The 16,854-nt window shown below is 63.2% G+C and carries 15 protein-coding genes and 4 tRNA genes; 5 read left to right on the top strand and 14 right to left on the bottom strand.

The features are described 5' to 3' along the window. Positions 1-98: 98 nt before the first annotated feature. Positions 99-644: a cytochrome b gene (locus tag FS767_RS14660; RefSeq protein ID WP_144966461.1), complete on the top strand. Its 546-nt coding sequence runs from the start codon at positions 99-101 to the stop codon at positions 642-644. Here FS767_RS14660 and FS767_RS14655 read toward each other — a convergent pair. Further along, positions 635-1,525, bottom strand: coding sequence for a 1-aminocyclopropane-1-carboxylate deaminase/D-cysteine desulfhydrase (locus tag FS767_RS14655; RefSeq protein ID WP_144966459.1), 891 nt, complete (start codon positions 1,523-1,525; stop codon positions 635-637). The genes FS767_RS14660 and FS767_RS14655 overlap by 10 nt on opposite strands. Before the next feature lie 42 nt (positions 1,526-1,567). After that, complete coding sequence (locus FS767_RS14650; protein WP_144966457.1) at positions 1,568-3,604, bottom strand: NADPH-dependent 2,4-dienoyl-CoA reductase; 2,037 nt, start codon at positions 3,602-3,604, stop codon at positions 1,568-1,570. A gap of 185 nt (positions 3,605-3,789) precedes the next feature. On the opposite strand from FS767_RS14650, the gene FS767_RS14645 reads away from it, so the two are divergent. The 4 genes from FS767_RS14645 (at position 3,790) to FS767_RS14630 (ending at position 7,751) form a co-directional block, all read left to right on the top strand. Next, on the top strand, positions 3,790-4,908 hold the full coding sequence (locus tag FS767_RS14645) for a nitrilase-related carbon-nitrogen hydrolase (RefSeq protein WP_144966545.1): 1,119 nt from the start codon (positions 3,790-3,792) through the stop codon (positions 4,906-4,908). 4 nt (positions 4,909-4,912) lie between these two features. Further along, positions 4,913-5,953: an AraC family transcriptional regulator gene (locus FS767_RS14640; RefSeq protein ID WP_144966455.1), complete on the top strand. Its 1,041-nt coding sequence runs from the start codon at positions 4,913-4,915 to the stop codon at positions 5,951-5,953. 440 nt (positions 5,954-6,393) lie between these two features. Then, the gene (locus tag FS767_RS14635; protein WP_144966453.1) at positions 6,394-7,095 is read left to right on the top strand and encodes a 3-oxoacid CoA-transferase subunit A; all 702 of its coding nucleotides are present in this window, start codon (positions 6,394-6,396) and stop codon (positions 7,093-7,095) included. Next, positions 7,092-7,751, top strand: coding sequence for a 3-oxoacid CoA-transferase subunit B (locus FS767_RS14630; RefSeq protein WP_144966451.1), 660 nt, complete (start codon positions 7,092-7,094; stop codon positions 7,749-7,751). The genes FS767_RS14635 and FS767_RS14630 overlap by 4 nt, the downstream gene beginning before the upstream one ends. Before the next feature lie 49 nt (positions 7,752-7,800). Here FS767_RS14630 and FS767_RS14625 read toward each other — a convergent pair whose 3' ends face one another. The 12 genes from FS767_RS14625 to accD all read right to left on the bottom strand — a co-directional run bounded on the left by FS767_RS14625 (position 7,801) and on the right by accD (position 16,809). Further along, positions 7,801-8,685: a DUF2242 domain-containing protein gene (locus tag FS767_RS14625; protein ID WP_144966449.1), complete on the bottom strand. Its 885-nt coding sequence runs from the start codon at positions 8,683-8,685 to the stop codon at positions 7,801-7,803. A 196-nt stretch (positions 8,686-8,881) separates the two neighbouring features. Next, positions 8,882-8,958: transfer RNA gene (locus FS767_RS14620), tRNA-Asp, on the bottom strand. A gap of 133 nt (positions 8,959-9,091) precedes the next feature. Further along, positions 9,092-9,168, bottom strand: a tRNA-Asp gene (locus tag FS767_RS14615). Between the two features lie 98 nt (positions 9,169-9,266). After that, positions 9,267-9,343, bottom strand: a tRNA-Asp gene (locus FS767_RS14610). 66 nt (positions 9,344-9,409) lie between these two features. Then, a tRNA-Val gene (locus tag FS767_RS14605) sits at positions 9,410-9,485 on the bottom strand. Positions 9,486-9,704: 219 nt separating this feature from the next. After that, positions 9,705-10,478 carry an SDR family oxidoreductase gene (locus FS767_RS14600; protein ID WP_027916500.1) on the bottom strand — a complete coding sequence of 258 codons (774 nt, stop codon included), beginning with the start codon at positions 10,476-10,478 and terminating at the stop codon, positions 9,705-9,707. Beyond that, positions 10,475-11,686, bottom strand: coding sequence for an O-succinylhomoserine sulfhydrylase (locus FS767_RS14595; RefSeq protein ID WP_144966447.1), 1,212 nt, complete (start codon positions 11,684-11,686; stop codon positions 10,475-10,477). Before FS767_RS14595 ends, FS767_RS14600 begins: the two co-directional genes overlap by 4 nt. Before the next feature lie 17 nt (positions 11,687-11,703). After that, positions 11,704-13,209, bottom strand: coding sequence for an amidophosphoribosyltransferase (gene purF, locus FS767_RS14590; RefSeq protein ID WP_058605533.1), 1,506 nt, complete (start codon positions 13,207-13,209; stop codon positions 11,704-11,706). A 42-nt stretch (positions 13,210-13,251) separates the two neighbouring features. Next, positions 13,252-13,809: a CvpA family protein gene (locus FS767_RS14585; RefSeq protein WP_144966445.1), complete on the bottom strand. Its 558-nt coding sequence runs from the start codon at positions 13,807-13,809 to the stop codon at positions 13,252-13,254. Between the two features lie 159 nt (positions 13,810-13,968). Next, positions 13,969-14,625, bottom strand: a complete 657-nt coding sequence (locus FS767_RS14580) for an SPOR domain-containing protein (protein ID WP_144966443.1) — start codon at positions 14,623-14,625, stop codon at positions 13,969-13,971. Beyond that, a complete protein-coding gene (gene folC / locus FS767_RS14575; protein ID WP_144966441.1) occupies positions 14,609-15,916 on the bottom strand; it encodes a bifunctional tetrahydrofolate synthase/dihydrofolate synthase in 1,308 nt (435 codons plus the stop codon). Before folC ends, FS767_RS14580 begins: the two co-directional genes overlap by 17 nt. After that, the gene (accD, locus tag FS767_RS14570) at positions 15,916-16,809 is read right to left on the bottom strand and encodes an acetyl-CoA carboxylase, carboxyltransferase subunit beta (protein WP_144966439.1); all 894 of its coding nucleotides are present in this window, start codon (positions 16,807-16,809) and stop codon (positions 15,916-15,918) included. The genes folC and accD overlap by 1 nt, the downstream gene beginning before the upstream one ends. Positions 16,810-16,854 lie beyond the last annotated feature (45 nt).

Here is a 16,854-nt window from a genome sequence, read left to right as displayed (position 1 = left end):
TTTTCACCGACCTGGAGCAATGATGCTGCGCAGGTACCCAGTAAACTGGACCTGAGCGCCACCAAGAGCGCTACCCCACCGACCGATGAGGAACAAGCATGGTTTCGAGCACCCCGGCGCGCCATTACGCGCGCGTGTCCATTGTCCTGCACTGGCTGATGCTGGTGCTGCTGGCCGCTGTCTATGCCTGTATCGAGTTTCGCGGAATCTTCCCGCGCGACAGTGCAGAGCGCAACCTGATGAAAGACCTGCATTTCATGTTGGGCCTGAGCGTATTCGTGCTGGTGTGGCTGCGCCTGGCCATGCGCGTGGTCCATCGCGCGCCGCCCATATCCCCCAACCCCCCGGCCTGGCAAACCGGGCTGGCCCACCTGGTTCACTTGATGCTCTACCTGCTGATGATCGGCATGCCGCTGGCCGGCTGGTTGATTCTGAGCGCCGCCGACAAACCGGTACCGTTCTATGGCCTGGAGTTGCCGCACCTGATCGGTCCTGATCTGGACCTGGCCAAGTTCATCAAGGGCTGGCATGAGCGTATCGGCACCTGGGGCTACTGGCTGATCGGGCTGCATGCACTGGCCGGCCTTTATCATCACTATGTCAAACGCGACAATACGTTGTTGCGCATGCTGCCTTACAAGTAACCCCGGCGGCCCTGCAAACCGCCGGTATGGACGAACACCAGGCGAGTGCCGGGCGCGAACAGCCCGGCTTCGACCTGAGCCTTGAGCGCAAGCAATGCCTTGCCGGTGTAGAGCGCCTCGAAAGGAACGCCGGCCTGCTGCTCGCAATCGGCGATGAAGGCCAGCAGTTGATCGTCGAACTTGCCGAAGCCGCCCCGGCTGGCGCTGTGCAGGCGGTAGCCCTGCGTGCCGGCAAGTGCCGCCACGGTCTCGGCCACGCCATAGTGCTCGGGTACGGCCAGCGCCCCATGCACGGCATGGGCCCCTGATTCGGCCAGCACCAGGCCCGCCAGCGTGGTGCCCGTGCCAGCGGCCAACCACCAGGCGTCATAGTCCGACCAGCCCAGCGTCGCAAGCTGCGCGCGCAGTTGGGTCACGATCGACGCGCACCCCTGTGCACCGGCCTGCCCGCCTCCGCCTTCGGGGATGCAATGCCAGCCGGGATAGTGCGTGTGCCAAGGCGTCCAGAAACCCGCCTCGTTACGACCACGGTAAGCCTCGTAGCCCAGCCAGTGCAGTTGCATGCCCATGGCCTGCAAATCCTGCACAGTGGGTGTTTGGCGTGGATGCCCCCGCAGCAGGCCGGCCGTGGCCAGGCCCAAGCGCTTGCCGGCAGCGGCCAGCGCATGGAGGTGGTTGGAATGGTTGCCGCCCAGGCTCACCAGGCCGGGAGCCTTGGCATCGAGCGCCTGCTCCAGATGGTGGCGCAGCTTGAACCACTTGTTGCCGCTGATCAGGGGGTCTATCAAGTCAAGGCGCAGGATGGCAGCCTCGACCTGGGCCCTCGCCAGCCAGGGCAATGTCAGGCGTTGCAGAGGGGCCAAGGGGAGTTCGACAGGCATGGGCGCCAGTCTATCAGCAGAGCATCTGGCGCGGGCGGTGAATCAAAGCTGCGCCGCCAACCTCGACCCCTGGTCGATCGCCCGCTTGGCGTCGAGCTCTGCCGCCACGTCAGCACCGCCGATCAGGTGTACCGATTGCCGTGCAGCCACCAGCCCGTCCTGCAATTCGCGCAGCGGGTCCTGGCCTGCGCAGATCACCACGTTGTCCACCGCCAGCACCTGCGGCTCGCCGCCGCCAATGCGCACGTGCAGGCCTGCGTCATCAATGGCCAGGTACTCGACCCCATTGAGCATCTTCACCTGCTTGTTCTTCAAGCCGGTACGGTGGATCCAGCCAGTGGTCTTGCCCAGGCCATCCCCTACCTTGGAGGTCTTGCGCTGCATCAGGTACACCTGCCGGGCAGGCGGGTGGGGCTGGGGTGTGATACCAGCTACACCGCCGCGGGCTTCGAGGTGGGTGTCGATACCCCACTCCTTCCAGAACGCTTCGCGGTCCAGGCTGGTGGACACGCCCTGATGCACCAGGTATTCGGAGACATCGAAACCGATGCCCCCTGCGCCGATCACAGCCACTGTCTTGCCCACAGGCTTACGCTCGAGCAGCACATCCAGGTAGCTGAGCACCTTGGGGTGCGCGATCCCCGGGATCGCCGGTGCACGGGGCAGGATGCCGGTCGCGAGGATGATGTCGTCATAGCCGCCGGCCACAAGCGCTGGCACGTCGACGCGCGTGTTCAAGCGCACGTCGACGCCAGTGCTGCGCAGCTTGTTGCGAAAATACCGCAGGGTCTCGTTGAATTCCTCCTTGCCTGGCACCCGCTTGGCAACATTGAACTGACCGCCAATTTCGCTGGCCGATTCGAACAAGGTCACCACATGGCCACGCTCAGCGGCCACTGTCGCAGCGGCCAGGCCTGCTGGGCCGGCGCCCACGACAGCGATGCGCTTGGCCATGCGCACGGGCAGGTAGTTGAGTTCGGTTTCATGGCAGGCCCTTGGGTTTACCAGGCAACTGGTCAGCTTGCCGCCAAACGTATGGTCCAGACACGCCTGGTTGCAGCCGATGCAGGTATTGATTTCATCAGCACGCCCGGCTGCAGCCTTGTTGACGAAGGCAGGATCGGCCAGGAACGGACGGGCCATGGACACCATGTCCGCATCCCCTTCGGCCAGCACCGCCTCGGCCACTTCTGGCGTATTGATACGGTTGGTGGTGATCAAAGGAATACCCACTACCCCGCGCAACTTGGCGGTGACCTTGCTGAAGGCTGCACGCGGCACCTTGGTGGCGATGGTAGGAATGCGCGCCTCGTGCCAGCCAATACCGGTATTGATCAACGTAGCCCCCGCCTGCTCGATGGCCTTGGCCAGGGTCTGGATCTCGTCCCAGGTGCTGCCGCCCTCGACCAGGTCGAGCATCGACAGGCGGAAGATGATAATGAAGTTCGGGCCCACCGCGCCGCGCACCCGGCTGACGATTTCCACGGCCAGGCGCATGCGATTGTCATAGCTGCCGCCCCAACGGTCGGTGCGGTGGTTGGTGTGGGCGGCGAGGAACTGGTTGATGAAATAGCCTTCCGAGCCCATGACCTCGACACCGTCGTAACCAGCTTTCTGCGCAAGCAGCGCGCAGTGGGCGAAGTCGGCAATCTGCTTTTCGATCCCCGCCTCGTCCAGTTCCCGCGGCTTGAACGGGTTGATCGGCGCTTGAATGGCGCTTGGCGCCACCTGGCGCGGGCTGTAGGCATAGCGCCCGGCGTGAAGAATCTGCAGGCAAATCTTGCCTCCCGCGGCGTGCACCGCCTCGGTGACGATACGGTGCTGCTCGGCTTCGGCTTCGGTGCTGAGTTTGGCGGCGCCTGCGTAAACACCGCCTTCATCGTTGGGTGCAATGCCACCGGTGACCATCAGGCCTACGCCGCCGTGCGCCCGTTCGGCAAAATAGGCAGCCATGCGCTCGAACCCGCCTGGACGTTCCTCAAGACCCGTGTGCATGGAGCCCATCAGAGTACGGTTGCGCAACGTGGTGAAGCCCAGGTCCAGCGGGGCCAGCAGGTGCGGGTAGCGAGTGTCGGTCATGGTTCGGGTTCTCTGGTGATCACGGTAAACGGGCATTTCACCCTGAGGCAGCCCTGTCGTTATATGAAGCAGACAGTAAACAGCCGTTTGAACCGGCTCAATGACCAGAACTGACAAGTTATTGATCATCCCGAACAGCGCGTCTACCCTAGGGCTCCTTCATGCCCATTGCCTTGTACCGTTTCATGAAAAAATTTCTGACAAGTGCCCTGCTGCTGGTGGTGATCGCTGCCCTGTGTGGTTACGCCTTCTGGACCCAACAGCGCCCACAGGGGCACTACCTGTCCGACTTGCGCATCGAGCTGGCCGTCAACCACGGGCAACCCGGCGAGCATGGCAACCTGCTGGGCGTCGAGCCGCTGCTGTACCCAGGGGACTACCAGGACCTGCAACGCCTGCACCGCAAACTTGCCGCCTACCTCGAGCAGGCGCGCACGCTAGGCCTGATCACGTCTCGCACCGTGGTGGTATTGCCTGAGCACATCGGTACCTGGCTGTGGGCACGTGGCGAGAAGAACGCGTTCTACCAGGTGACCCAGCAGCGGGAAGCACTGCAATGGTTCGAGCTGAGTAACCCGCTTCGCTATGGCTGGGCCATGCTTGCGGCCGAGGGCGATGACCGACGGGCCGATGCCCATCTGCGCATGAAGGCCGATCAGATGGCAGCCGATTACCAGCAGGTGTTTGGCGGCTTGGCCAAGGAATTCGGCGTCACCCTGGTGGCTGGCTCGATCGTGCTTCCGCAGCCCTACGTCAGCGAGGGTGCATTGCACCCCGGGCGTGGCCCGCTGTTCAACAGCAGCGTGGTATTCGCCAGCGACGGTACCATCCTGGGCCAACCCCAGCGCCAGCACTATCCGGACAGCGAGAACAGGCGGTTCATCCACCCTGGTGTGGACCAGCCTCTGCAGGTGCTACAGACCCCGGCGGGGCGCCTTGGGGTACTGGTGGGGAGCGACAGCTGGTATCCGGAAAATCACCAGCTGCTGCTGGCCCAATCGGTCGAACTGGTGGCCATCCCTGCCTTTCTGAGCGGCAGGCACAGCTGGTTGACACCCTGGCGTGGCAATCGCCACCAGCCTGTCAGCACGCGCTTGCCCGTCAAGCGTGGCGAGGTCAGCGAGCAAGAGGCCTGGCACCGGCTGACCGCGCCTGTCGGTCATCAGGTGAGCAGTGTGAGCGTCTTCATGCGCGGCCAGTTCTGGGAGCAAGGCGCCGATGGGCAAGGATTTGCCTGGCAAGCCGGCGACCTGTTGACCGGGCCACCCAGCCCAGGTGCCCGCTTGCTGAATATATGGCTCTAGCATCATGAGCCGCCCGCAGGTAAGGCTGGGCGACCTGTCGGTAGGCTTCGTGCAACCCTTGGCGGACGCGATTCGACGGCTGGGCCACGACCCTGCACCCTTGCTCGAACGCTATGGCCTGGACACGGCGCGGCTGGCCCAGGCCAATGCGCGCCTGTCGATACCGCGCTACATGCACCTGGGCCACGCCGCCATCGCATTGTGCGCCGAACCTGCACTGGGTTTGCAGATTGGCCAGTTGAGCCGGCTGGCCCATACCGGGCTGGCCGGGGTCACGGCAGCGCAAGCGCCAACCCTGGGCGAGGCGGCGCGCACCTTGCTGCGCTTCGAGCCGCTGTACGCCTCCAACTATCGAGGCCACTCCACTTACTGCGAAGATGGCGAAGGCGCCTGGCTGCGTTTTTACTCCATCAGCCCGTACAACGCCTACAACCGCTTTGTGGTCGACTCGCTGCTCGCCGGCTGGCTGGCCCAGCTGGGCGACCTGGTCGGTACGCCAGTGGTGGCCGAGCGCGTGGACATCGAGTTTGCAGCCCCAAGCTACGCCCCCCTCTATCAGCCCCTGTGCAGCGCGCCGGTCCGCTTTGCCGCCGAGTGCAACCAGTTGCGCCTGAGCCGCGCCACGCTGCAACTGCCAAACCCCAGGCATTGCCCCAGCACCTGGCATCAACTGCTGACCTTAAGCGAAGCGCACATGCATCAGCTGACCCGCGTGCGCAGCCTTGGCGAGCGCATTACCCACCTGCTGGGGCCGCTGCTCAATGGGGGACGTGAACCGGAGCTCGACGAAATTGCCCTGCAGCTTCAACTGCCGCCCTGGACGCTGAGGCGCAGGCTGGCAGAAGAAGGCACGCGTTTTCGTGACTTGTTGAACGGCACGCGGCGTGACCTGGCCGAGACCTACATCCGCGATACCCAATTGAGCTTCGGCGAAATCGCCTACCTGCTGGGGTTCGCTTCGGCAGAGGCCTTTCAGCGCGCGTTCAAGCGCTGGACTGGCCTTACGCCTGGCGCGTACCGCCGCACGCAGCGACGCGGGGACTAGAGTTCGGTTGCGTCTTCTGCCGGTTCGGGCGTGTCCATCTCGTGGGCCTGAAATTCCAGCAGCTCTTCCTGGTAATCGTCCATCTTCCTGCGTCCTTATCCGAATACGGGTTGCTGAGTTCATCGGTAGCTTAGTGCGATGACGTGACATGGGGGTGACGTGACGAGTCATTTCGCGCAGTGCCCCCTCTCTCGTCACAATCATGGACCTTTGGACTGGCTCGTTCGTTTAATCCAAAACGCCCCTTACACGGACCGCAGCGACCCGCTCACGCAACAACGGTTCGGTAATCGCCCAGATATCGTCTTGTCCACTGCGCCCATGGACCGGCTTGCGGCAAGCTAGCCTCACGTTGATTCCCCTATCAAGCGCCAGCCAGTGCCAAGCTCATCGTGCACTGCGCAGGGGGCATTTTCTCAAGCATCGACGGGAGCTACGCCTTGATCGACAAGACCCATACAACCATTGCCAGCGCCGTGGCGGGCATCACCGATGGCTCGACCCTGCTAGTCGGCGGCTTCGGTACCGCTGGCATGCCCTCTGAGCTCATCGACGGGTTGATCGCCACTGGTGCACGCGACCTGACCATCATCAGCAACAATGCTGGCAACGGCGACACGGGCCTGGCTGCATTGCTCAAGGCCGAACGGGTGCGCAAGATCATCTGTTCGTTCCCGCGCCAATCCGACTCGTACGTTTTCGACGCCTTGTACCGGGCTGGCAAGATCGAGCTGGAGGTCGTACCGCAAGGTAATCTGGCCGAGCGCATTCGCGCGGCAGGCTCTGGTATCGGCGCCTTCTTTTCACCCACCGGCTATGGCACCTTGCTCGCCGAAGGCAAGGAAACGCGGGAGATCGACGGCCGCCAGTACGTACTGGAGATGCCGTTGCATGCCGATTTCGCCTTGATCAAGGCGTACAAGGGTGATCGCTGGGGCAACCTGGTCTACCGCAAGGCCGCCCGCAATTTCGGACCGATCATGGCCATGGCTGCCAAGACTGCAATCGTCCAGGTCGACCAGATCGTCGCGCTGGGAGAGCTCGACCCGGAGCATATCGTCACGCCGGGCATCTTCGTGCAACGCGTGGTGGCGGTCCCCGCCGCCGCCCATCCAACCACCCATTCTGAGGCCCGTCCATGACCATCACCCAACGACGCTCGCGTGAGGCAATGGCCCAGCGCGTTGCAGCCGACATCGAGGAAGGTGCCTACGTCAACCTGGGTATCGGCGCACCCACCCTGGTCGCCAACTACCTGGGCGACAAGGAAGTGTTCCTGCACAGTGAAAATGGTGTGCTGGGCATGGGCCCAAGCCCTGCGCCAGGTGAGGAAGACGATGACTTGATCAACGCTGGCAAACAGCACGTGACGCTGCTGACCGGTGGCGCCTATTTCCACCATGCCGACTCATTTTCGATGATGCGCGGTGGGCACCTGGACATCGCCGTGCTCGGCGCTTTCCAGGTTTCCGTAAACGGCGACCTGGCTAATTGGCACACCGGCGCGCAGGGGTCGATCCCCGCAGTGGGCGGCGCGATGGACCTGGCCACCGGCGCCCGGCAGGTGTTCGTGATGATGGACCACCTGACCAAGACCGGCGAAAGCAAACTGGTGAGCGAATGCACCTACCCGCTGACGGGCATTGGTTGCGTGAGCCGCATCTACACGGACCTCGCGGTAATGGACGTGACACCGGCGGGGCTCGAAGTGGTCGAGATTTGCGCGCAAATCACGTTCCAAGCGCTGCAAGAACTCAGCGGCGTGCCGCTGATCGACCGGTCTGTCAAACCTGGCTAGGGCCTGGCCGCCTCGACGCCCGAATCGTGGCGGCACCGGCCCTGCAGACTCATGGCGTAGAGGGCTGGCCTTGAGGGGCCGTTTGATCCTGCGGGGCTGGCGTGGCCGGCTCAGCCTGCTGCACCTCGATGGGAGCTGCATCGGCCGGAGGCGCGACGGGCTGCGAGCTCAGTTGATCCCCACTGGCAGGTGCCTGGGCAGCCTGCTGGTCGGGCGCAAACGCGGCGGGCAAGGCAGCGTCCTTGGGGGCCGTGTCTGGCTCAGCCGGTGCAGCTGCAGCCTCGACCGGTACCGGCGCCGGGCTGGCCGCAGCCTGCTCCGGCAAGCCCAGTTCCACCGCAGGCTTCTCAGTCTTCGGCGCGGGTTGTTCGGCCTTGGGTTGGCTCAACGATTGCGCCTTGGGCTTGGGCTTGGGCAAGTAACTTTCCACCAACGCGAAGTAGCGGTCGTAAAACTGCGCGGCGGTGACTGTCTCACTGGCGACTTTCACCATCGAGTCATCGCTCGAGCCAATCGGCATCGACACCGAACCCAGCACCCCTACGCCCAGGCTTGCCGATGTATTGGACTTTTTCAGGGCATAGCGGTCCTGCAGGGCATTGGCGAACATGGTCGAGTGCTGTTCGTCGCTCGCATCCGGGGCACACGTGACGTTGAAGCTGATCTGCAGGTGGTTATCGCTGTTCTGCTGGAAGCTCTTGTTGCCGACCACCTGGTTGGGGCCGCTGCTGGTGATGATATAGCCTTGGCTGAGCAGCGCACGGCGGGCCGCTTCGCAGGAGTTGGCATCACCTACGGGAAAGCTGCGCGAGAACGTGCCTGAGTCATCGAAGTTCTCATGCTCGTACACCGCAGGTTTCTTGGACGCACAACCGCTCAGTACGGCCAACAGGGCGGCCAGCACGAGCGCACCAGAAACGGAAGATCTTGTCATCGAGGGTTCCGGGTATTTCAAGAAGGTGCCTATTGTGCAACACAGCAGCCAGGTACAGGAACCACTGGTCGGTGAAGTACCCGCAAGGTTTCATGCAGGCGGCAAGGTAAATACGGCAAACGCCAAAAACGCAAAAAGCGACCCGAAGGTCGCTTTCACGTAGCGCCAAGGTGTTCAAAGGCCCTTGGAGCGAAGATGGCGCAGCGGACGGGACTCGAACCCGCGACCCCCGGCGTGACAGGCCGGTATTCTAACCGACTGAACTACCGCTGCGTATCATTCAGGCTTGCGCCCGATTGAAACTTGGGTCTACCCACCAGATAAGCTGGGGGAAGGCATGAAAAACGGTGCAATGACCATTCGTTCATGGTTGCCTCAAGGTGTTCTAGGGACCTTGGAGCGAAGATGGCGCAGCGGACGGGACTCGAACCCGCGACCCCCGGCGTGACAGGCCGGTATTCTAACCGACTGAACTACCGCTGCGTATCGTTCAGGCTTGCGCCCGATTGAAACTGGGTCAGCCCAAGGTGCTGGACCTTGTGGCTTCAGACCGGCGACAAGCACCCATCTGTTAATCAAAATGGCGCAGCGGACGGGACTCGAACCCGCGACCCCCGGCGTGACAGGCCGGTATTCTAACCGACTGAACTACCGCTGCGCAGTGCATTCCTCTCTGGCTGTTAGCTTCTTGCGAAGCCTTGAGCGTCAGGAACATCTCAGGAAGTGGTGGGTGATGACGGGATCGAACCGCCGACCCTCTGCTTGTAAGGCAGATGCTCTCCCGGCTGAGCTAATCACCCTCGCGATGTAACTTGTTGCGTTTGCTTCGCTGAGGCCGCGAAATTTACGCAGGTGACGACGCTAAGTCAATAGCCCTGTTGAGTTTTTTTCCAACTTGCAGGTGCCGGTGACGCTGCTCAGTGCAAAGCCGAGCACACCTTGATTTGTGCCCAGCCAAGCCCGGGTACGAAAAAGGGACCTTGCGGTCCCCTCCTCTTCTGGTCTGCCCACAAGGGCCTTCAGGTGTAGATCATCTTGCGGGTCATGCCGCCGTCGACCACGAACTCCTGACCGGTCACGAACGCCGCTTGCCGAGACAGCAGCCAGGCGACCATGGCTGCGACGTCTTCGACGGTGCCCACGCGCCCGGTAGGGTGCTGGGCGTGGTCGGCATCGCTCAACGGCTCGGCACGGCGCTGAGAGGGATCTCGGGCATCGATCCACCCCGGGCTGACGGCGTTGACACGGATCTCCGGGCCCAGGCTGATGGCCAGCGCATGGGTGAGTGCCACCAGGCCCCCTTTGCTGGCGGCATAAGCTTCAGTGTCAGGCTCGGACTGCCGCGCCCGCGTGGACGTCAGGTTGACAATGGCGCCATTGTGCGCGCGCAGGTAAGGCGCACAGTGCTTGGCCAGCAGCATCGGGCCATTGAGATTGACTGCCAACACACGGTTCCATTGAGCCAGGCTCAGGCTTTCAAGCGTCTGGCTGTGGGGGTTGGCAATCGCAGCATTGCACACCAGCGCGTCAAGCCTGCCGAATTGCCCGAGCACCTCGGACACCCCGGCACTGACCTGGGACTCGTCTGCCACATCCATGGTGATGAACCAGGCGTTATCCCCCAGGGCCTTGGCCGCTTTCGCCCCCCGCTGACGGTCGAGGTCACTGAGCACCACCTGCCAACCTTCGCAGATCAGCCAGGCGGCGATGCCAAGGCCGATACCGCGCGCAGCACCGGTGACCAAAGCGACCCGGCCGTTGTGGCCGGGCGTGTTGAGACCAATTTCGATCACAATGCCGCCAGTCCACGCGCCAGGTCGGCCTGCAGATCCGCCACGTCCTCCAAGCCGACGGCCACACGAATCAGGCTGTCGCGGATGCCGGCAGCCGCACGTTCCTGGGGCGTCAGGCGGCCATGGGAGGTGGTGGCCGGATGAGCGATGGTGGTCTTGCTGTCACCCAGGTTGGTGGTGATCGAAATGACCCGGGTAGCATCGATGAAGCGCCAGGCCCCTTCCTTTCCGCCCTTGACTTCGAAGCTCACCACAGCGCCGAAGCCACTCATCTGGCGCTTGGCCAATTCGTGCTGCGGATGGCTTGGTAGGCCGGCGTAATGCACTTTTTCAATGCCGTCCTGCTGTTCCAGCCATTGCGCCAGTGCCTGAGCACTCTCGCAGTGAGCCCGCATACGCAGACGCAGCGTCTCCAGGCCCTTGGTGAATACCCACGCGTTGAATGGGCTGAGTGTCGGGCCTGCCGTGCGCAGAAAACCGACCACTTCCTTCATTTGTTCGGCACGGCCCGCCACTGCACCGCCCATGCAACGGCCTTGGCCATCGATGAACTTGGTGGCGGAGTGGAAGACGATGTCGGCACCGAGTTTGAGCGGTTGCTGCAGCGCCGGTGTGCTGAAGCAGTTGTCCACCACCAGCATAGCCCCACGGGCATGGGCGATTTCGCTGAGCGCAGCGATATCGACCAATTCGGCCAGTGGGTTGGACGGCGACTCGACGATCAGCAGCTTGGTATTGGGCTTTATGGCCTGCTCCCAGCCGGCAAGATCGACCAACGGTACGTAGTCCACCTGCAAGCCGAAGCGCTTGAAATACTTCTCGAACAGGCTGATGGTCGACCCGAACACGCTCTGAGAGACCAGTACGTGATCGCCTGCACTGCACAGCGACATGACCACGGCCAGAATCGACGCCATGCCGGTGGAGGTGGCCACGGCCTGCTCGGCACCTTCCATCGCCGCCAGGCGCTCTTCGAATGCCCGTACGGTCGGGTTGGTATAGCGCGAATAGACATTGCCCGGGGTTTCACCGGCAAAACGCGCAGCCGCATCGGCAGCCGTACGGAACACGTAGCTAGAGGTCAGGAACAGCGCTTCGCTGTGCTCGGCCTCCGGTGAACGGCATTGACCGGCGCGCACTGCCAGGGTGTCGAAGCCGACACCCTCCAGGTCGCTGTCCAGTCGCCCGGCATCCCATTGATCGGTCATGCCATCGCTCCCTGAAATCAGTTGTTGTAGAGGTCGATGATTGCGCTGACTGCCTGCGTCTTGACCTTGGCTAGGTCATTGCGGGCCTGCTCGATGCGGTCAAGGTAGGCTTCATCGATATCGCCAGTGACGTATTCACCGTTGAATACCGCGCAATCGAAGTGCTCGATCTTGATCTTGCCGCCACCGACCGAGTCGATCAGATCAGGCAGGTCCTGATAGACCAGCCAGTCGGCGCCAATCAACTCGGCCACCTGCTCGGTGGTACGGTTGTGGGCGATCAGTTCGTGAGCGCTCGGCATGTCGATGCCGTAGACGTTGGGGTAGCGTACTGCAGGGGCTGCGGAGCAGAAATAGACATTCTTGGCGCCGGCCTCACGCGCCATCTGGATGATCTGCTTGCAGGTGGTGCCGCGCACGATGGAGTCGTCAACCAGCATGACGTTCTTGCCGCGGAACTCAAGCTCGATGGCATTGAGCTTCTGGCGGACCGACTTCTTGCGGGCAGCCTGGCCCGGCATGATGAAGGTACGGCCGATGTAGCGGTTCTTGACGAAGCCTTCGCGGAATTTCACGCCCAGGTGGTTGGCCAACTCAAGCGCGGCAGTGCGGCTGGTATCCGGAATGGGGATGACCACGTCGATGCCGTGGTCCGGGCGTTCGCGCTGGATCTTGTCGGCGAGCTTCTCGCCCATGCGCAGACGCGCCTTGTACACCGAGACACCGTCCATGATCGAGTCCGGGCGGGCCAGGTAGACGTGTTCGAAAATGCAGGGTTGCAGTTTCGGGGCCTCGGCACACTGCTTGGTGTACAGCTGACCTTCTTCGGTGATGTAGACCGCCTCGCCTGGCGCCAGGTCGCGAATCAGGGTGAAGCCGAGCACGTCGAGCGCAACGCTTTCCGAAGCAATCATGTACTCCACGCCTTCGTCGGTATGGCGCTGACCGAATACGACCGGGCGGATACCGTTGGGATCGCGGAAGCCGACGATGCCGTAGCCGGTGATCATGGCAACGACAGCGTAACCGCCGACGCAGCGGCTGTGTACATGGGAGACCGCGGCGAACACGTCCTCTTCGGTAGGCTGCAACTTGCCGCGCACGGCCAGCTCATGGGCGAATACGTTGAGCAGCACTTCGGAGTCGGAGTTGGTGTTGACGTGACGCAGGTCCGACTCGTAGATCTCCTTGGCCAACTGCTCGACGTTGGTGAGGTTGCCGTTGTGGGCCAGGGTGATGCCGTATGGCGAGTTGACGTAGAACGGCTGGGCCTCGGCGGAGGTCGAGCTGCCCGCCGTCGGGTAGCGCACATGGCCGATGCCGATGCTGCCCACCAGGCGTTGCATGTGGCGCTGCTGGAACACATCGCGCACCAGGCCATTATCCTTGCGAAGGAACAACCGGCCGTCATGGCTGGTCACGATACCGGCAGCGTCCTGGCCGCGGTGCTGGAGGACCGTAAGCGCGTCATACAGCGCCTGATTGACGTTCGACTTACCGACGATACCGACGATGCCACACATGCGACGCAACCCCTACTTTGATGAAACTTGAGTGAATAGCGCTCAAGGCCGGGTCGGCCCGAGCAGCTGCTCCTTGAACGGAAGATCAGACGGTGTACTGATCGCTCCGCCGGACATCCATTGGCTGGTGAAGCCCACAACCAGGTTTTTGGACCAGTCGGCTACCAGTAGAAACCGAGGTATCAGGCGAGACTCCTGCCACCACGTGTCTTGTTGAACCGGCCCCAGGCTCAGCAGCCCGACTGCCACGACCACCAGCAGGCCGCCCCTGGCAGCGCCGAAGACCATGCCCAGAAAACGATCGGTGCCCGACAGGCCGGTGACACGAATCAGTTCGCCGATGAGAAAGTTGAGCATCGCCCCCACCAGCAAGGTGGCGACGAACAAGATACCGCAGCCTGCGATCACGCGCATGGAGGGCGTCTGGATATAGCTTTCCAGGTACACCGAGAGCGAGCCACCGAACATCCACGCCACCGCACCGGCAATGATCCAGATGAGCAAGGACAGGGCTTCCTTGACGAAGCCGCGTTTAAGACTGATCAGTGTGGAGACGGCGATGATCGCGATGATCGCCCAATCAACCAGGGTAAATGCCACGGTGCTGCCTGCAGATCGTTGAGGCGGCGGATTTTACCAGAGCGACGAGGGCTTGGGTAAGCGGAATGTCAGTGGATGATCCAGCCAGCACAGCAAGCCTGCTGGGCACTGCCCGCAGGCTCGCTGCCTGGCACGGGACGGCGATGCCGCCCCGCGCCTTCAGCTGCGTTCCGGCTGGAAGCGCACGACAAAGCCCTTGAGGCTGTTCTGGCGGTTGATGGCATCGCGGGTGCGCTCGGCGTCGGCACGCTCGATCAGGGGGCCGACATACACCCGGTTCATGCCACCGGCCGCACGGATATAGGCGTTGTAGCCTTGGCTACGCAAGGTCTGCTGGAGCTTTTCGGCGCCTGCCCGGTTGGACAGGCTCGCCAACTGGATCGACCAACTGACCGGCAGGCCGTTGGCGTCGAGTTTGGACGGCGCGGCAGCCTTGGTCGACGTTGCAGCTGGCGCAGAAGCGGCCGGCGCCTTGGGCTCGGCCTTGGCCACGGCCGCCGGAGCAGGCTGGGCCTGCTGTGTCTGCGGCGACGGCGTGATGGGCTGGCTGGGCGCACGCGCAGGGGCGGACGACTCGTCTACCACCACCGGCGACGGGTCCGCTTGCTCCGGCAAGGCCTGGGGTTCTGGCACGGCAACAGGGTCGACCTTTACGTCAGGCAGCGACGGTGCAGCAGGCGCTTTTGGGGCATCGACGTGCACCTCACGCATTTCATCCTGCCGCGAAAACAGCATCGGCAGGAAAATCACCGCCAGCGCTACCAGCACCAGCGCACCGATCATGCGCTGCTTCATTCCTTTATCCAGCACTGCCATCTATCCCACCCTCCCGGGGATGCCGCTGCAACCATTCCAGCGCCTGAGCGACACAGAAAAACGAACCGAACAGCAGGATCTGATCATCTGCCGTGGCGTTCGCGCACTGCCCCTCCAGGGCAGCGTCGACGCTGGCATAAGACTTCACCGTGGCGCCGAGGTTCGTCAGGGCCTCAGCCAATTGCGCGGCAGGCCGGCTACGCGGGGTGGCAAGCGGCGCAACGGCCCACTCATCGACCAGGGCCTGCAAGGGCGCAATCACACCCTCGAGGTCCTTGTCGCAAAGCAAGCCGAAGACGGCCAGACGCCGACCGACCAGTGGTCGGGATGCCAGACGCCGGGCCAGGTACTGCGCTGCATGTGGGTTATGCCCTACATCGAGCAGCAGTTCCACCGCGACGCCACGCCAGTGGATCACGCGCCGGTCGAGACGACCTGTGATGCGCGTCTGGGCCAATGCCTGGCTCAGCTGCGCAGGGCTCCAGGGCAGGCCGCTCAGCAGGTAGGCTTGCAGGGCCAAGGCTGCGTTTTCCATGGGCAGGTCCAGCAGGGGCAGGTCCATCAAGGCGACTTTTTCACCTTCGCCGGACGTCCCGTACCAGCTCCAGCCATGCTCGGCCACCTGAAGGTCGAAGTCGCGGCCCCGCAACCGCAGCGGGGCCGCCAGTTCGCTGGCCTTGTCCAGCAGCGGCTGGGGCGGATCGAGGTCGCCACAGAGCGCGGGCTTGCCGGCACGGAAGATACCGGCCTTCTCGAAGGCCACTTGCTCGCGGGTATCGCCCAGGTAATCGATGTGGTCGACCCCGATGCTGGTCACCAGCGCGATGTCGGCGTCCACGACATTCACCGTGTCCAGCCGCCCGCCCAGCCCGACCTCCAGCACCACTGCGTCGAGCTGAGAGCGCTCGAACAGCCAGAACGCCGCCAGGGTACCCATCTCGAAATAGGTCAGGGAGATTTCGCCGCGCGCCGTTTCGACCGCTGCGAACGCCTCGCACAATTGCGCATCGCTGGCTTCAACGCCGTCGATGATCACCCGCTCGTTGTAGCGCAGCAGATGCGGCGAGCTGTACACGCCGACCTTCAACCCCTGGGCGCGCAGCAGCGAAGCGAGGAACGCGCAGGTCGACCCCTTGCCGTTGGTGCCCGTTACCGTCACCACACGCGGGGCAAGCTTGCCCAACGCCAGGCGCGCCAGCACCGCCTGCGAACGCTCCAACCCCATGTCGATGGCTGAGGGGTGCAACTGCTCAAGATAGGCGAGCCACTCGCCAAGGGTCCGTTGGGTCATCACGCGACCGCAGCCGCCTCGAGGGCTTCGACCGGTGTCTGCTGGCCGGTCATCTGGGCCAGCAGGCGCGCCAGCCGTGGACGCAGGTCGCCACGAGAGATGATCAGGTCGATGGCACCGTGCTCCAGCAGGAATTCGCTGCGCTGGAAGCCTTCAGGCAGCTTCTCGCGTACGGTCTGCTCGATGACGCGCGGGCCGGCAAAGCCGATCAGGGCCTTGGGCTCGCCAACGATGACATCGCCCAGCATCGCCAGGCTGGCGGACACGCCACCGTAAACCGGGTCGGTCAGTACCGAGATGAACGGGATGCCTTCTTCACGCAGACGCGCCAGCACGGCAGAAGTCTTGGCCATCTGCATCAGCGAGATCAGCGCTTCCTGCATGCGGGCACCGCCGGAAGCCGAGAAACACACCATTGGGCAGCGATGCTCCAGGGCATGGTTGGCTGCGCGCACGAAGCGCTCGCCGACGATGGCACCCATGGAACCGCCCATGAAGGAGAATTCGAACGCACTGACCACGATCGGCATGCCCATCAGGGTGCCGCTCATGGAGATCAGGGCGTCCTTTTCACCGGTCTGCTTCTGCGCGCCGGTCAGGCGGTCCTTGTACTTCTTGCCGTCGCGGAACTTCAACCGGTCGACCGGCTCCAGGTCGGCACCCAGCTCGGCACGGCCCTCGGCATCCAGGAAGATATCGATGCGAGCACGTGCGCCGATGCGCATGTGGTGATTGCACTTGGGGCATACGTCCAGGGTCTTTTCCAGCTCCGGACGGTACAGCACGGCCTCACAGGACGGGCATTTGTGCCACAGGCCTTCAGGTACCGAGCTCTTCTTCACCTCGGAACGCATGATGGAAGGGATCAGTTTGTCGACTAACCAGTTGCTCATGCTTTCTTTCTCCAGTATCGGCGGGAGGGGACCAGCGTAGCCGGC

It is taken from the genome of Pseudomonas sp. DE0010, from assembly GCF_007680745.1.
Classification (GTDB): domain Bacteria; phylum Pseudomonadota; class Gammaproteobacteria; order Pseudomonadales; family Pseudomonadaceae; genus Aquipseudomonas; species Aquipseudomonas parafulva_B.
Note: the sequence above shows the minus strand (reverse complement) of the source record. Positions and strands in the feature narration are given on the sequence as shown.

Coding starts and splice junctions, on each gene's coding strand:
- FS767_RS14660 (WP_144966461.1), top strand. CDS start 99: ATGGTTTCGAGCACCCCGGCGCGCCATTACGCGCGCGTGTCCATTGTC.
- FS767_RS14655 (WP_144966459.1), bottom strand. CDS start 1,525: ATGCCTGTCGAACTCCCCTTGGCCCCTCTGCAACGCCTGACATTGCCC.
- FS767_RS14650 (WP_144966457.1), bottom strand. CDS start 3,604: ATGACCGACACTCGCTACCCGCACCTGCTGGCCCCGCTGGACCTGGGC.
- FS767_RS14645 (WP_144966545.1), top strand. CDS start 3,790: ATGAAAAAATTTCTGACAAGTGCCCTGCTGCTGGTGGTGATCGCTGCC.
- FS767_RS14640 (WP_144966455.1), top strand. CDS start 4,913: ATGAGCCGCCCGCAGGTAAGGCTGGGCGACCTGTCGGTAGGCTTCGTG.
- FS767_RS14630 (WP_144966451.1), top strand. CDS start 7,092: ATGACCATCACCCAACGACGCTCGCGTGAGGCAATGGCCCAGCGCGTT.
- FS767_RS14625 (WP_144966449.1), bottom strand. CDS start 8,685: ATGACAAGATCTTCCGTTTCTGGTGCGCTCGTGCTGGCCGCCCTGTTG.
- FS767_RS14595 (WP_144966447.1), bottom strand. CDS start 11,686: ATGACCGATCAATGGGATGCCGGGCGACTGGACAGCGACCTGGAGGGT.
- purF (WP_058605533.1), bottom strand. CDS start 13,209: ATGTGTGGCATCGTCGGTATCGTCGGTAAGTCGAACGTCAATCAGGCG.
- FS767_RS14580 (WP_144966443.1), bottom strand. CDS start 14,625: ATGGCAGTGCTGGATAAAGGAATGAAGCAGCGCATGATCGGTGCGCTG.
- folC (WP_144966441.1), bottom strand. CDS start 15,916: ATGACCCAACGGACCCTTGGCGAGTGGCTCGCCTATCTTGAGCAGTTG.
- accD (WP_144966439.1), bottom strand. CDS start 16,809: ATGAGCAACTGGTTAGTCGACAAACTGATCCCTTCCATCATGCGTTCC.